Origin of the sequence: Agrobacterium sp. LAD9 (genome assembly GCF_003031125.1) — a bacterium.
In the GTDB taxonomy this organism is placed as follows: Bacteria; Pseudomonadota; Alphaproteobacteria; order Rhizobiales; family Rhizobiaceae; genus Agrobacterium; species Agrobacterium radiobacter.
Genome location: NZ_PHGS01000018.1, coordinates 126,749 through 140,951, shown reverse-complemented (window position 1 = coordinate 140,951; position 14,203 = coordinate 126,749). Strand labels below are relative to the sequence as shown.

The 14,203-nt window shown below is 58.5% G+C and carries 11 protein-coding genes; 8 read left to right on the top strand and 3 right to left on the bottom strand.

The window, feature by feature from the left end; genetic code table 11:
* The first annotated feature begins 3 nt into the window (after positions 1–3).
* From tssI to DA915_RS19565, 5 genes are all read left to right on the top strand, one after another.
* A complete protein-coding gene (gene tssI, locus DA915_RS19590; protein ID WP_107677005.1) occupies positions 4–2,451 on the top strand; it encodes a type VI secretion system tip protein TssI/VgrG in 2,448 nt (815 codons plus the stop codon).
* Positions 2,452–2,456: 5 nt separating this feature from the next.
* On the top strand, positions 2,457–3,458 hold the full coding sequence (locus tag DA915_RS19585; protein ID WP_107677004.1) for a DUF4123 domain-containing protein: 1,002 nt from the start codon (positions 2,457–2,459) through the stop codon (positions 3,456–3,458).
* Between the two features lie 672 nt (positions 3,459–4,130).
* Positions 4,131–4,754, top strand: coding sequence for a hypothetical protein (locus tag DA915_RS19575; RefSeq protein WP_236760093.1), 624 nt, complete (start codon positions 4,131–4,133; stop codon positions 4,752–4,754).
* Between the two features lie 6 nt (positions 4,755–4,760).
* Complete coding sequence (locus DA915_RS19570; protein ID WP_107677002.1) at positions 4,761–5,303, top strand: GNAT family N-acetyltransferase; 543 nt, start codon at positions 4,761–4,763, stop codon at positions 5,301–5,303.
* A gap of 75 nt (positions 5,304–5,378) precedes the next feature.
* The gene (locus DA915_RS19565) at positions 5,379–5,684 is read left to right on the top strand and encodes a PAAR domain-containing protein (protein WP_052820248.1); all 306 of its coding nucleotides are present in this window, start codon (positions 5,379–5,381) and stop codon (positions 5,682–5,684) included.
* Positions 5,685–5,851: 167 nt separating this feature from the next.
* Here the strand turns inward: DA915_RS19565 and DA915_RS19560 are convergent, their stop codons facing one another.
* Positions 5,852–7,810: a bifunctional diguanylate cyclase/phosphodiesterase gene (locus DA915_RS19560; protein ID WP_192886612.1), complete on the bottom strand. Its 1,959-nt coding sequence runs from the start codon at positions 7,808–7,810 to the stop codon at positions 5,852–5,854.
* A 342-nt stretch (positions 7,811–8,152) separates the two neighbouring features.
* Between DA915_RS19560 and DA915_RS19555 the strand changes: the two genes are divergently transcribed.
* From DA915_RS19555 to DA915_RS19545, 3 genes are all read left to right on the top strand, one after another.
* Positions 8,153–8,959, top strand: a complete 807-nt coding sequence (locus DA915_RS19555) for an inositol monophosphatase family protein (protein WP_107677001.1) — start codon at positions 8,153–8,155, stop codon at positions 8,957–8,959.
* A 64-nt stretch (positions 8,960–9,023) separates the two neighbouring features.
* Entirely contained in the window at positions 9,024–9,632 is a 609-nt protein-coding gene (locus DA915_RS19550; protein WP_107677000.1) for a dual specificity protein phosphatase, read from the top strand.
* Positions 9,626–11,311 (top strand): metallophosphoesterase, encoded by a 1,686-nt coding sequence (locus DA915_RS19545; protein ID WP_107676999.1) that lies wholly within the window; start codon positions 9,626–9,628, stop codon positions 11,309–11,311. Before DA915_RS19550 ends, DA915_RS19545 begins: the two co-directional genes overlap by 7 nt.
* Positions 11,312–11,343: 32 nt before the next feature.
* Here the strand turns inward: DA915_RS19545 and DA915_RS19540 are convergent, their stop codons facing one another.
* Positions 11,344–12,330, bottom strand: coding sequence for a LacI family DNA-binding transcriptional regulator (locus DA915_RS19540; RefSeq protein WP_080867210.1), 987 nt, complete (start codon positions 12,328–12,330; stop codon positions 11,344–11,346).
* A gap of 112 nt (positions 12,331–12,442) precedes the next feature.
* Positions 12,443–14,002: a TerC family protein gene (locus tag DA915_RS19535; RefSeq protein ID WP_107676998.1), complete on the bottom strand. Its 1,560-nt coding sequence runs from the start codon at positions 14,000–14,002 to the stop codon at positions 12,443–12,445.
* Positions 14,003–14,203 lie beyond the last annotated feature (201 nt).

Below are 14,203 nucleotides of genomic sequence, written 5' to 3'. Positions count from 1 at the left end.
CCCATGACCGACCAGCCGTCTTTTTCTGATTTCGTTCAGGCGAGCCGTGTTCTGAAGGTGTCTTCGCCTCTCGGCGAGGATCAGCTTCTGCCGGAGCGCCTGACGGTCGAGGAGGGCGTGTCGCAGCTCTTCGACATCCGCCTGACCGTGCGGGCCAAGAAAGAAGCGGTCAAGCCCGAAGAGCTGATCGGACGGCTGGTCGATATCTCCATCGAGATCAGCCAGGGCGAGGGTGACGGCGGCGGTGTTCGCCGCCCGTTCAACGGCCTGGTGACGGAGCTGCATGAAGGCCCGCCTATCACACGCGGCATGCGCTCCTATGCGCTGACGATCCGCCCGCAAATGTGGCTTCTGTCACGCCGTTCCGATTGCCGCATCTGGATGGACAAGACGGCGGTCGAGATCGTCGAGACGCTGTTTTCCGAACACGGCATTCCCGCACCCGATACGTCAGGCATCATCTCGCCGCCGCCTGCACAGCACTACAGTGTTCAATGGAATGAGACCGATCTCGATTATCTCACCCGCCGTTTCGAAGAGGACGGCCTGTTCTACTGGTTCAGCCACGAGGATGGTTCCCACAAGCTGCATGTGGCCGATAGCGCCAGCGGCTGGCTTGGGCCGTCGCCGGCCGCGCAGGGTGAGGGGACAGTGCGTCTGGCGCAGGGCTCGTCGGATCGCAACCACATCAACGACTGGGCGCGGCGTTTCTCCTATGTCTCGGGCCAGCGCGCGGGCGCAGACTGGAATTTCGAGACGCCGGGCATGGTGCCGGGCACGATGACGCCATCGCTGGTGCAGATGCCGGATGCGACGAAGCGCGAGCTTTACGAATATCCGGCCCGCATCAAGACGGTGGAAGAGGCCGAGCGGGCGCAGAAACTCAGAACCCAGTCCATCGAGGCCGATCACGACCGGGTGTTCGGTTCGTCGACCACGCGCATTCTGGAGGCCGGCCGCCGTTTCACGCCTTTCGAGGTTGCCCATCCAGAGCATGCCTATGAAGAGCATGTGATCATTAGGGCAAGCCATAGCATTGTTGATCTCTCCTATGAGACAAACAGCAACGAGCCGGAATATCGTAATCGCTTCGAAGCGATCCCGGCTCGTGTGCCGCTGACGCCGCACCGGGCCACCAGAAGGCCTCGCATCGAAGGCACGCAGGTGGCGATCGTCGCCGGCCCTGAAGGCGAAGAAATCCACCCTGACCAATATGGCCGCATCAAGCTGTGGTTCCCGTGGGACCGCAAGGCGAAGAAGGATGGGACGGATACGTGCTGGGTGCGGGTCAGTCAGGCATGGGGCGGCGGTACATGGGGTGCGCAGGTTATCCCGCGCATCGGCATGGAAGTGATGGTGGCCTTTGTCGACGGTGACCCGGACAAACCGCTGGTCATAGGCGTGGTCAACAATCCCGCCAATTCCGTGCCCTACGATCTGCCCGCCAACAAGACGCGCATGGTGCTTCGCTCCAACAGTCACAAGGGCGACGGTTTCAACGAAATCACCTTCGAGGATGAGGCCGGCAAGGAGAACCAGTTCTTCCACGCCCAGAAGGACCAGACCACCCGGGTGTTGAACGACCGGACCAAACGCATCGACCGGCACGAGGTCGCCTCGGTCGGCGGCAACCGTGCGGTGGAAGTTTCCGGCAACCAGAAACACGAGATCGGCGGTTCAGTGAACACCGTCGTCGGCGGTACGGGGCCGATGGCGATGATGGCCATGGCGGGTGTGCAGGCGCTCTCCGGGCAGACAGCGGGTCTCCTTTCACAGGCCGCCCAGATCGCCGGCGGCGGTGGCCCGGGTGTCGCAGCCTTCGCCACCACGCTTGCCTCGTCCGCGCTCGGTTTTCTTGGTGCTGGCGGTATTTCCTCGCGCGAGGGCGTCGTTTCCGGCCCGAGCCCGCGTGCGGATGCGGGTACGGCGCTCGCCGGCTCCGGCTCGGGCGTCGGGTCAGACGCTTCGGGGCTATTTCCGCTGCCGGGCATCATGAACACGATTATCGGTGCGTTTCAATCCACATCCGTTGGAGTGGCGAAGGCTGAGCAGGTCGGGGTCAGCAAGGTCACGAATATCGGGCAGACGGAAGTTCGACAGGTTGGAAAACAGCAGAACCTGACGATCGGTAAAGAGCAATTCGTCGAGATCGGTACGGGCCAATACACGCGTGTCGGCGAAAAGATCACCGTCAATGTCGGCAAGCTCTACAATCTCGTCTCTGAGGAGAAGTATCATGGCGAGGCGAAGGTCTGGGAAATATTCGCTGACGATGAAATTCGTCTTTCGACGCCGGGTGGATACATTTCTCTGACCAAGAGCGGCATTAAGTTATTTGCCCTGAAGATCGATATCGAAGGCAATCAGATTAACTTCAAAAAGGGCGGACCTGGCGAAGCTCCGTCTTGCTTGCGAAACATGACGGCAACTTCAACGCCGTTCGTTGGATAGTTACGATGGCTGATCTAGCTAAACTCCGAGAAATTCTCCTGCGGTCGCAAAGGCCGTTGTTTGCAGTCCTTGACGGCGCGCAATTTCCCGATCTTCCGACAACACTGTCTGATGGAGAGTTCTTTCATCGATCTCTCTACCGTGCGTCTCCGAAAGGGGGCCAGGACCAGGACCGGTGCGCGCCGCAATTGGTATGGCTTGACCGCGGGCGTCGTGCAAATTCGGGAGCAACCGCTAGGCCGGTGGATCAAGTTTCATTGGATAGGCTGATCGACTTGATCAATGGCAAACACGCCTGTGTTTTTTGGGAGTGTGAAGCCGGTGGAGAGAAACTTTATCATCATTTGCGCAAAATCAATATGGTGCTCTTTCCGAGGGATGCGCAAGTAGATCAAGGCAAAAGCTATGAGGCCGATCCACGCCCCGACGAGGACCGACCCGTTGCACAGCTTGGTCAAATGAAGCGGGTCGTTCTGCGCCACAGCGACCCTAACGTCATGGCTCAGATCATACCCACACTCAGCCAAGGTCAGTATCTTCGACTGCTCGGACCAGCAAACGCCATCATCTTCCAACCGGACGATGAGTGGGGCGACAATATAATGCGGGCCAGTCGCAAGGATGGGGCCGCCCGTGCGCCAAGGGGTCCTCTGACTTTCACTACGAGAAATATCGATGAAATTGAGGATCGGCGTCGAGAAACAGTCGTCAGCAAGCGCGTGGCCTATCTGCAAAAGGTCGCACCGGACTTCACCGCCGCAAGGAGTGACATGGAATTGCGCGATCTTGTGCGACGGCAGGATGCTGAGGCGGAGGAACTTGGATTGAAGCTCGAATACTCTCGAAAATTATGGGCGTTCCTGATGCTAATTTCTGGTGAGAAAAGCGGCCAGGCGCCGGAGGTTCGCACATATATCCGGTCTGGTCCGAGTGATCCTGACCGGAATTTTGCTGTCCTTTTCAGTAAGACGAAAAGTGTTGTTCGCGTCCACAGGAGGGCTGGCTGATGCCTCCCTTACTGGCAGTAGGAGGCGGACTTGCGCTCGCCGGCGGGGGAACGGCCGCGGCAGGCGGGGCCACCATTTCTGCAGGTACTGCGGCGTGGCTACTCGGAGGCGCTGTCGTTACCACGGGAGCAATCGTCTATGGCGACGACATCGTTAACGGCGTCAGCGGCGCGATGTCAAACGCCCAAACTGAAGCACAGGCACAGGATCAGGCACTGCCTGCAACTCGAACCGTAACCTGCGCTCGCTGCGCCCAGAATCCCTGCGCATACCTCGCCTGTGGAGTGCCTGGCAGCACCTACCGAGGCGGAGCCCACGGCTGCATGACTGATACACCCGAGACGCTGGGGGACGGACTTGACAGCCACCATATGCCTGCGGATTCCAAATCACCATTGCCCAGACCTGTGGGGCCAGCGATACAAATGGATCCGGTTGATCATCGCCTTACGGCTTCTTATGGTAGCCGCGTCCATGGACCAAGTTATGCCTTGCAGAGGGGGCTTCTTGCACGCGGCCAGACGTACTCCGCCTTTATGGCTGATGTCCTAGATGCCCGCAGGGTGGCGACATTGCAGGGGAACCCAACGAAGTACGATGTGGCCATAGCGCAGGCGACGGCCTATGCCGAGTGCCTGAGACGAAACGGATTGATGAAATAGGAATGGAAACATGATGACCGCAGGGGATGACTGGAAGATTTTTCCACGCAAAGGACTTGGTAGGCTCGAATTTGGCATGTCTCCAGCGGAGGTCGATGCCTGGTCCGAAACTTACGGCGCAATAATGGGTCGAGGGAGCGACCGGGCTTCTGACGGACTTTTGCGCGACACGTTGGAGAAATTTGGTGGAGCAATGAGCGAAGAGGAGAAGCAGGCTTTCATAGCCGCATATGCAGAGAGCGGCCCCTCTCCAGATAGTGTCACGGAAACGCGGGGCAAACCCGGCTTGGTTCTGAGGTATGAAGCTGAGAGACTTGTCGAGATCATGCCAGCAATCGGACAGCGGCCTCTGCTTCTGGATGGGGTCGACTTATTATCATTGAGCGCGCTTGAGGCTTTGGCGCTACTGGAACGTCTGAACGGCAGACCGGGTCGGTATGCCAGCACAGAAGCAGCATTTGACCAACTCGCCATTTCGACTGACGGTTTCTGCGTCACAGACAAAGCCGCAGGTGTGCAAACACTCAGCGGCGCTGATGAGCGTTTTCAGGGCCGAACTGTAACTCTGCGCGAAAAGCCATATCTCCCAGAGGAAGAGATGGAGCGATTTATCGTCCACTCTGTTTTGGAGTAGTAAGGCATGTCTGAACAGTCGGCCCGGCAGCAAGCACCGGACAAAATCACGACCGCCAGGCTCGTGCTCCGGCGACCGGTGCTGAGCGACGCTGGCAGATTATATGCTATGCTCACTGATCCGGATCTCTTCCGCTACAGCCCGGTGCCGTTTACCGGCACACTGACTGACGTGAAGCACATAATCGTTGAGTGGGACGAGGGCTGGGACAAGGGCCTGAACACTTACGTCGTTGTGCGGAAGGAACTAGTGGATGAGCCTATCGGGTTTGTGAACATCGGACCGGATGAAGAGCTTGGTGGCGCTTTGATGCATGATTTTTCAGGTCAAGGGCTATCGGAAGAGATCATGCGTGTGCTGATTTCTGAGCTTGGGCTAACAAAAGCGTGGACGTTGATCGACGCGAAGGTTGCGCCATTGATACGTCTGCTTGAAAAGGTCGATTTTCACGTCGAGAAAATACTGCCGCGTCACAGAGTGCATCCGCAAGTTTCATCAGAAAAGCGGGATTGTGTTCTTATGCGACAGAACCTCCTTGAGAGAGCCTGATACTCAATCCATTTAGGCAACCAGCAATTTGGGCTTATGCAAGGATCAATATTTCCGCGAAAATGAGGTTTCACAATGGTTGGTCGCGCAGTTACTCTTAAAGGCCATATGCACGTCTGCCCCATGATTGATCCAGGGCCTAAGCCGCATGTCGGCGGACCGGTTGCCTCGACACAGCAAAGTTTCGTTACAGTCGAGGGCGTGCCGATTGCCACAGTAGGAGACAGTTTACTTTGTACTGGCGTGCCGACGACATCGGATCGAATTACAGGCGGCTCCGCCATCGCGAAGATTGATGGCAAGGCGGTAGCGCGCCAGGGGGACCCTTGTGCACATGGTGGCTCGTTGGTTCAGGGCGTTTCGTGGATTTCATTTGAGTAGTTTTCTTCTTATATGGGCTCGAGCGCTGAGGTGTTAAGCTGTTACATCCAGGTATACCCCTCACGGTCCCTAGACATTGACTTGCCCGCGTGTTGCTTCGGATGCGCTGCCTTGGCGCTACTGAATTCACGAAACGGCTTCGCTTAGGTGCTTAGCAGAACCTGTCTTTAGACTTCGCCCATGGACGCGCAGCTTACGCGCGCCTGTCCCGAAAGAAACCCATCGACATCCTCTTCTTTAAGCGGCGGCGCATAGATATAGCCCTGTACCAGCGTGGCGCCGAGGCCTTCAAGCGCGGCTAGTTCGGCGGGTGTTTCCACCCCTTCCACCACGCATTCCAGTTCCATGTCCCGGCTAAGGGTGAGAAGCGACTTTACGATTTTGTAGCTGGCCGGTTTTTCGTGCAGATCCGTGACGAAGCTGCGGTCGATCTTGATCTTGGTCAGCGGCAGTGCGTGCAGCCGGGTGAGGCTGGAATAACCGGTGCCGAAATCGTCCAGCGAAATGCCGCAGCCGAGACGCCGCAGCATTTCGACCGACTGCCTGACCTGTTCGAAATCATGGGCAAAAGCCGTCTCGGTAATTTCAAGGTCCAGACGTCGTGCATCGAAACAGCTGTTTTCAATGATGCCGAGCAGGGATAATACGCCCTCGTGGGAGTTGAGGTCCTGAGCCGAAAGGTTGAACGACAGGCGCAGGGAGGGTTCCCATTTCGAGGCGGAGGCGAGCGCCATCTTGAGAAGCGGCCGTGTCAGTGAGCTGACGATGCCGGCCCGTTCCGCGATGGAGAAGAACTGGCAAGGCGGCACATGCCCGAGAACCGGGCTGTGCCAGCGCGCCAGCGCTTCAAAACCCGCCGTTCTGCCGTCGCGTATATCGACAATCGGCTGGAACACGACTGAAAGCTGGTTTTCCATATCCCTCTGTTTGAGCAGATGTTCGATGCGGGCTTCGATGTTGATCTGCTTTTCGTGTTCTGCATCGAACAGAACGGCATCGCCACGGCGGGTTTTCTTCGCGTGGTAAAGGGCGTAATCGGCCCTGTCGAAAAGCTGCTCGAGCGTGGAGGCGAGGTGTGGAAAGACCGCTATTCCCATGGATGCGGAAACATGCACCGTTCCCTCAGGCATATGGTAAGGCGCCCTCAGCTGCTCGGAGATCGCATTGGCATTTGCCACGAGTTGCGCATCATCAGGTATGATAGGCGCGACAATGGCAAATTCGTCGCCACCCAGTCGAAACGCCTTGCTGGCCTTCAGATTGGCGGTGAGGCGCTTGCTGACATTGATCAGCAGCCTGTCTCCCACGGAGTGTCCATAAAGGTCGTTGACCGGCTTGAACCCGTCCAGATCGATGACCCCCAGCGCCAGCCGGGTTCCGTTGGCCCTGGCCTTTTCGAGTTCGGCTTCAAGATGGGCGAAGAAGGCGCGGCGGTTGGGCAGTTCCGTCAGGCTGTCAATATTGGCAAGCAGCAGGTTTTCATTGCTGAGCGCTTCCGTGCGCTGCTGTGAAATGACCATACGCTCGAAATTGCGGTAGTTGGTCAGCAGGATGGACATCATACCGGTACAGACCAGCAGCACGTTGATGGCGATGGCAACAAATGTCGGTTGCCGCGACGCCAGAAAGAAGGCGATGAAGGCACCATTGACGATGACCGTCACCATGAAGGCGGCCGAGCGCACATACATCAGACAGAAAATGCAGGAAATGACGGTAATCGCCATATAGAAGGCGACATGGGATCGCGTATAGGCATCCCCATAGGGCACCAGCAAAAAAGACCAGAGCGTGAATGCCATGGCGATGCCGGCAGCCAGGCGGTTTGTACGCCGGAGGGCGGCATGAGCCACTTGTGGAGCTGGATCAATACCACGCGTCCTCCACCAGAAGGTGACTCTCAGCGTGCAGCCGAGGGTGAAGAGGCCGGGAATTCCAACGGTGAGCCAGAGCGGCGCCACCTGCATATGCGTCACGGCAAGCGCCCATGTACTTGAGAGCAGAATGAAATACATCATCGGCATCTGTCGGGTGAAAGCGCGGTACTGCGCTTTCAGCAGATCAGGATTGTCGGACCGGACGGACACGAAGTCCTGCAATTTTTGTGTGACGGTCAGTAATTTCATTTATGGCTCTTCAAGTACAGAGCGGCATTTGTAACATAATTCCCGTTACATCATTGGAAATGCACAGGGTTAACCGACATAAAACTGTATCAACCGCAAGATGCAGGCGCTGCATTTCGCAACATTTCATTATTTTCGTTATTAAGCGTTTCCTGCATTGGTATTTCCGATGGGCGAGAAAACCCTTCGCTTCTTGCCATACGCCCTGGAAAATCTGTTGACCTGGCAGCATGAGGCTTCTCGCCCTCGATATTCATGAGTTCCTTTTTAGATTCCCTTGAAAAGTTTGAACGCGCGTGCATTATGAACGCGTGTTCAAATTTCTAGAAATGGTTCTTACACATGGATTCAATCCACTATCCCGACACATTGGCCGCGAGAGCCGAACTGTGCCGCAGCGTTATTCTTTCCGCCGGGGAGCTGGTGCTGAAAGGCTTCGAGGGCGAGGCCACGCGCAGTTTTTCAATGAAGGGGCCGCAGGATTTTCTGACGGTGACGGATGCGGCTTCCGAAGCGCATATTCGCGGCGCGATCTCGGCGGCTTTCCCGGATGACAGTTTTTTCGGCGAAGAGGGCGGCGGCGAGATCGGTGAGCGCGTCTGGGTGGTGGATCCAATCGATGGCACCGCGAATTTTGCCCGTGGCATTCCGCATTTCTGCATCTCCATCGCCTATGTCGAAAACGGCCGGATCGAAATCGGGGCGATCTACAACCCCGCCCTCGGCGAGCTTTATCTCGCCCGCCGGGGCGAAGGTGCGACCCGCAATGGGGAGCCGATCCGGACGTCGGAAACGGAGCGTTTCGATGCGGCTTCGATCGAGATGGGGTGGTCTACCCGCGTCGCGAATGCCACCTATCTCGATGTGGTAAGCAAGCTGCTCGATATGGGCGCGAATGTCCGCCGCGCCGGCTCCGGTGCTCTGGCGCTTGCCTATGTGGCCGATGGCCGTTCCGATGGCTATCTCGAATTGCATATGAATTCATGGGATTGTCTTGCGGGCCTGCTACTCGTCAGCGAAGCTGGCGGCGACGTGTGCCCATTTCTGGAAATCGGCAGTTTGCGGGATGGCGGGCCGGTGCTGGCTGCAGCCGCCGGTGTTGCCAAAGGCGTCAGCCAGGCGTCGAACATAGTCCTTGCCGCGCGGTAGCTGCGGCGGGATGATTTATGACGGAGACCCTTTAAAGGGGGCTCCGTGCATGTGGAGGAATGAAATGGATGGACCCGTTTATGCCCGGCCAGCAATCAGCCTGATTGCGGAAGGGCTGGGCCCGCACAATACTGCGCTTTACATTGGCGGCAGCGATGGTGCGGGTGATCTCGGGCTCCTGCGCCGGCATGGCATCACCATCGTCGTTAATTGCGCCGTCAATCTGGATATCAATCTCGTGCAGGCCACGGCAGAAGAGGGCGACAGGCGCGCGGTAGGTTATGGCGACATTCGTTATTACAAGCTCGGCCTTATTGATGGCGAGGGTAGCCCCGACACCATGATGCTGGGCGCCTACTACATTCTCGACGGCGCGCTTCGCCAGACCATGCCGAAGCGGGAAACCTATCCCTTTGCCGATGGCGGCAATGTGCTCGTCAATTGCCGCGGCGGCCGCAGCCGCTCCGTTTCACTGGTGGCGCTTTTCCTGCACAAGCAGCGGCCGGATCTCTATCCCACCCTCGACGATGCACTGGCCGTGATCCGCACGAAACGGGAATTGCGGCCGGATGAATGGTTCGAGACACCGAAACCAATACTTTATGCCGCCGCTCGCCGTGCTTCCGAATGGATCGACATGGTCGAGGGCAGAAAGACTGCTCACTCATGCTGACACGCACTCTTCCCTCGGTTGCCGTCATCGCCGACGCGCATTTTCACGACACGGCAGCCGATTTCGGGTTTCCCGGCATCGAGATCGATGGCCAGCGCATCACCATGCGCAGCTGGTCCGATACACGCGAATCCACCCGGGTTTTCAACGAAAGCACCGATGCGTTGCACGCGGTGCTTGAAGAAGTGCGCCAGCGCGGCATTCGCCACGTGGTGCTGCTTGGCGATTATACCGATGACGGCCAGCGGGAAACGACTGAGACGCTGAAGGGCATTCTGCAGCGCCACAGCCATGCCCACGGCACCGCCTTTTATGCACTGCCCGGAAATCACGATATTTTCGGCCCACGTGGCCGGCACCATACCAAGGAATTTCTGACGGAGAACGGCAGATGCCTTTCCGTTTCAAGCGATGTACGGCGGGCCGGCGAGCGCGTCATTATCAGCGATCGCATGTATTGCGAGGGTTATCCGGCGGGCCTTGGCCCGATGGCGGCCTTCGGTTATTTCCGTCAGCCGGATTATCTGCATTGGGAAACCCCCTTCGGTCTTTCCGATGCGGCGGAAGACCGGCTGTACGAGGTGCGCTCACCCGATGGGCGCAATGTCTATAGCCTGATGGATGCTTCCTATCTGGTTGAGCCCGAGCCGGGCCTCTGGCTCCTGATGATCGACGCCAATATTTTTGAACCACTCGATGGCGAGTTTGAAAGGGGTGAGGACGCGGCTTTTACCGACAGCACCTCCGGCGGCTGGAACGCGCTTTTGCGCTGCAAGCCCTTCATCATTGAATGGATCGCTGATGTGCGCCGCAGGGCGCAGGCGCTTGGCAAGACATTGCTCGGCTTTTCCCACTATCCGGCGCTCGATCCTTTCGACGGCGCAAGCGGTGCGGAAGGCGCCCTGTTCGGAAAAACCAATGTCGTGCGCCGCACGCCGCGCAAGGCGGTGGAGGATGCGCTGCTGCAGGCCGGGCTTGCCGTCCATTTCAGCGGGCACCTGCATGTGGAAGGCGTAACCCGGCGCGGTGAGGGCGAAAATTTGCTCACCAATATCGCCGTGCCGTCGCTCGTCGCCTTTCCGCCCGCCTTCAAGGTCGTGCACCCGTCGCGTCAGGAAATCCGCGTCGAGACGGTGGAGATGGCCGCCCTGCCGGTCAATGGCCGCATTTGCCATGGTTACGCACAGGAAACAGCACTGGCGGGTGAGGAAAACGACCGGGCTTTCGCGGCGGGTAATTACGGTGATTTTCTGCTGGGTCACAACAGGGCGCTGATCAGGCATCGTTATTTCACCAGGGAATGGCCGGCCGAGGTCGTCAGGGCAATCGCCGACAAAAGCGTTCGGGACGTTCTCGACCTGCTTGAAGGCGAAGACCGATCCTCGTCTGATGATGCTGTCCTGTCCTCAGACCTGCCGATGTTCGAGCTGATTGCGGACTGGTATTGCCTGCGCCAGGGCGCAGGTCTTTCGCTGCCGCATATCGCGCCGCAACGGCTTTCCCTTTATCGAACGCTGGCGGAACGCTTTGGTCGTGAGCCGGATCATCACGATGGCTCGGTGGAGAGCTTTCTCGAAATCTTCTTCGGAGCACTCGGCCTGTTTCTTGAGCGTGCCGAAGGCAGCCCGCGCGATCTGGAGCTTCGGCTCGCGCCGCACCATGAACGCGTTGCGGTTTGAACTGAAGAGTTTTGCCCGGAAGGAGATTTGGTCTAGCGCGCGGTGATGCGCTCGACCATGGAAACGGGCACGACCTGAAGCCGGGTTTCCGGCTCATCGCTATCGAGCGCGGTCAAGACCTTCTCGGTCAGCGCGTCGAAGGACTGGGCAATGGTCGTCAGCTGGTAGCTTTTCCAGGCGGCCTGCGGAATATCGTCGAAACCGACGATCGAGATATCTTCCGGCACCCGGCGGCCCATTTCCAGCCGGGCGGCATCCATGAAACCAAGCGCCAGAAGATCGGTCACGCAGAAGGCGCCGTCTATCGTCTTGTCCGTGAGCAACTCGCGGCCGGCCTGATACCCGCTGTCATAGCTCGTCGGCCCGCCGGACCATGGCACGACCTCGACGCCTTCGATGCTCATGCGCTGGGTGAAGGCGCTGGCGCGGCGTAACTGTGCCGGCGTCTGGCTGCCGCTGGAAATGACCGCGACCTTCTTGCACTTTGCCTGGACAAGCCGCATGGCGGCAAGATCGGCACCGCGGGAATCGTCGCTCAGCACCATGTTCGTATCGGTGCGATCAAGACGCTGATTGATGAGGATGAGGCGCACGCCATTGGCGATGCATTCGTCGACGATCGAGGCAGGTGGTTCACCGGAGAGAACGACGATGGCCTGTGCGCGGAATTCGAAGAGACGCTCGATCAGCGGCGCAATGTCCTTGCGGGCATCCGCCGCATTCAGCAACAGACATTGCAGGCCACGGCGCAGAAGCCCGATGCTGAGGAGATCCAGCTGTTTCGAAATGAAGGGAGAACTGAGATTGGCGCCGACGACGCCGATGAGATTGGAGCGGTCATTGTTGAGACCCTGCGCCAGACGGTTGACGCGGTAGCCGAGTTCCTGTGCGGCTTTCAGCACCTTGCGCCGCACCGCCTTCGATACGCTGCCGCCGGGTGTGAAGGTGCGCGAGACGGCGGAACGCGAGACCCCGGCCTTTTTCGCCACCTCTTCGGCTGTCACGAACCCTCTCGCCATTCAACTCCCCCGTTGCGAATCATGGTCTGATATCACAGGCCATAGGGCGTCGCCTATTCCAATCCAACATTTGCGCGGGAGGTGCCCCTGCCGGCCACTTCCCGCGCCGGGATCATTCATCGGAAAGGGTGGTGTTCCACACCCGGAGCTTCTCGATGTTTCTGTCGGAGCAGGAGACGATCTCGAACTCGAACCCATCGCCGGCAATACGTTCGCCGACCTCGGGCAGTCGATTGAGGCGCCAGAGGATGTAGCCTGCGATTGTGGAGTAGCGGTCGGCCTCGTCCACCAGATCGATATCCAGGAGATAGGATACCCTTCTGACATCCACAGTGCCATCAAGCAGCCAGGAACCATCCTCCGCCCGTTCGGAAATCTGTGATTCCTCGCCCTCATCCGGAAACTCGCCCGCAATCGCCTCGAGGATATCCGTCGGCGTTGCTATGCCCTGCAACGTGCCATATTCATCAATGATGACGGCCATCTGCAGGGGTGATTTTCGCAGCTGTTCCATGACCTGTAGCGCCGTGGCGCTTTCATGCACCACAAGCGGCTCACGCAGCGAGCGCTCAAGGTTCAGTTTTCCGTCGTGCAGAAGATCGCGCAGCAGGTCTCTGGTCGCGGCGACGCCGAGGAATGAATCCAGCTTGCCCTGCGCCAGCATCAATCGGGAATGGTCGAGTTCCAGCAGGCGGTGTCTCAGCGTGTCGTGGTCGGCGTCGACATCGAGCCAGTCGATCTCCGTTCGTGGCGTCATGATCGAGACGACGGGACGCTCGGCAAGCGTGAGCACGCCGCGGATCATGTCCTTCTCCTCGGATTTGAACAGATCGCTTTGTGCCGCCTGTGCAGCGATGACGTCGGCAGTCTCACCGAGGGATGGTTGTTCGCCGACCCGGCCGCCCAGAAGCCGCAGAATGGCGTCGGAGGTGCGCTCACGCATATCGCCGGCGGTGATGCGCTTTTCACGGTTGCGCCTGCCAAGCTGGTTCGCCGCCTCGATAAGCACGGAAAAGCCGATGGCGGCGTAAAGATAACCCTTGGGCAGATGGAAGCCGAAACCCTCGACAATCAGGCTGAAGCCGATCATCAGGAGAAAACCGAGGCAGAGAATGACCACGGTCGGATGTTTCGACACGAAAGCCATCAGCGGCCTGGATGCTGCCATCATCACGGCCATGGCCACGCAGACAGCGGTAATCATCACCCAGAGATTATTGACCATGCCGACAGCGGTGATGACGCTGTCGAGCGAGAACACGGCATCGAGCACCACGATCTGCACGATGACCTGCCAGAAGACCGCATGCACCACCTTGCCCTGCTTCGGCTTCTGGTCACCTTCCAGCCGCTCGTGCAGCTCCATGGTTCCCTTGGCGAGCAGGAAGGCGCCGCCAAGGATGAGGATGAGATCGCGCCCCGAGAAGGAAAAATCCGCGACGGTGAAAAGCGGCCGCGTCAGCGTGACGATCCATGAGATGGAAAACAGCAGCAGGAGGCGCATGATCAGCGCCAGCGACAGACCGACGATTCGAGCCCTGTGGCGCTGGTGCGGCGGCAGCTTGTCGGCAAGGATCGCGATGAAAACGAGATTGTCGATGCCGAGGACGACTTCGAGAACGATAAGGGTGACGAGGCCGATCCATATATTCGGATCTGCGAGGAATTCCATGTTCAGGAGCCTTTATGGGAATGGGTGCGAACGCGCAAAGCCCCGGATGGAACATCCGAGGCTGGAAGTCGTCGCGTTGAGGAAAACAAGAAAATCCGAGGCTGGCTTCGCATTGCGCGAGCCAGCCTCGTTCGGTGTCGACTACTGTCGGTACTGTCGCCTTCGTCAGGCATCGGGTTGATTTATCCCACTGTCAGTAAA